1 pseudogene is annotated in these 314 nt (G+C 45.2%); it reads right to left on the bottom strand.

The window, feature by feature from the left end:
• Nucleotides 1–26 precede the first annotated feature (26 nt).
• Nucleotides 27–263 (bottom strand): annotated as a pseudogene (locus CF394_RS03440) (hypothetical protein); the annotation flags it as partial.
• Nucleotides 264–314: the final 51 nt, after the last annotated feature.

Below are 314 nucleotides of genomic sequence, written 5' to 3'. Positions count from 1 at the left end.
CAATTGATCAGATATTTATTCTATGCTTACCAGAAGAATAAACCAGCCAGAGCCACTCCTGCAATTAAACCGAGGGAAATACCGTAAGCTGCTCCATATCCCCAATAACCGCCCCAATATCCGTAACCGAAGCCTCTTGGCCCTGCGCCGGTCGGAGCTATATAAACTTTGTCTCTTGTGACACGGGTAATTCTGCCGACGTGAACTCTTCCGCCTCTCTCTGTATATCTGACGACTTTACCTTGATGTTTTCGGCAAAGATGGGATTATGTCTCCAATATTGTTTCGCTCCTAAACTGACTTTCTATCAGCAT

The sequence above is a fragment of the Tetzosporium hominis genome, assembly GCF_002265435.1.
GTDB classification, from domain to species: domain Bacteria; phylum Bacillota; class Bacilli; order Bacillales_A; family Planococcaceae; genus Chryseomicrobium; species Chryseomicrobium hominis.
This window is presented reverse-complemented; position numbering and strand designations above follow the sequence as displayed.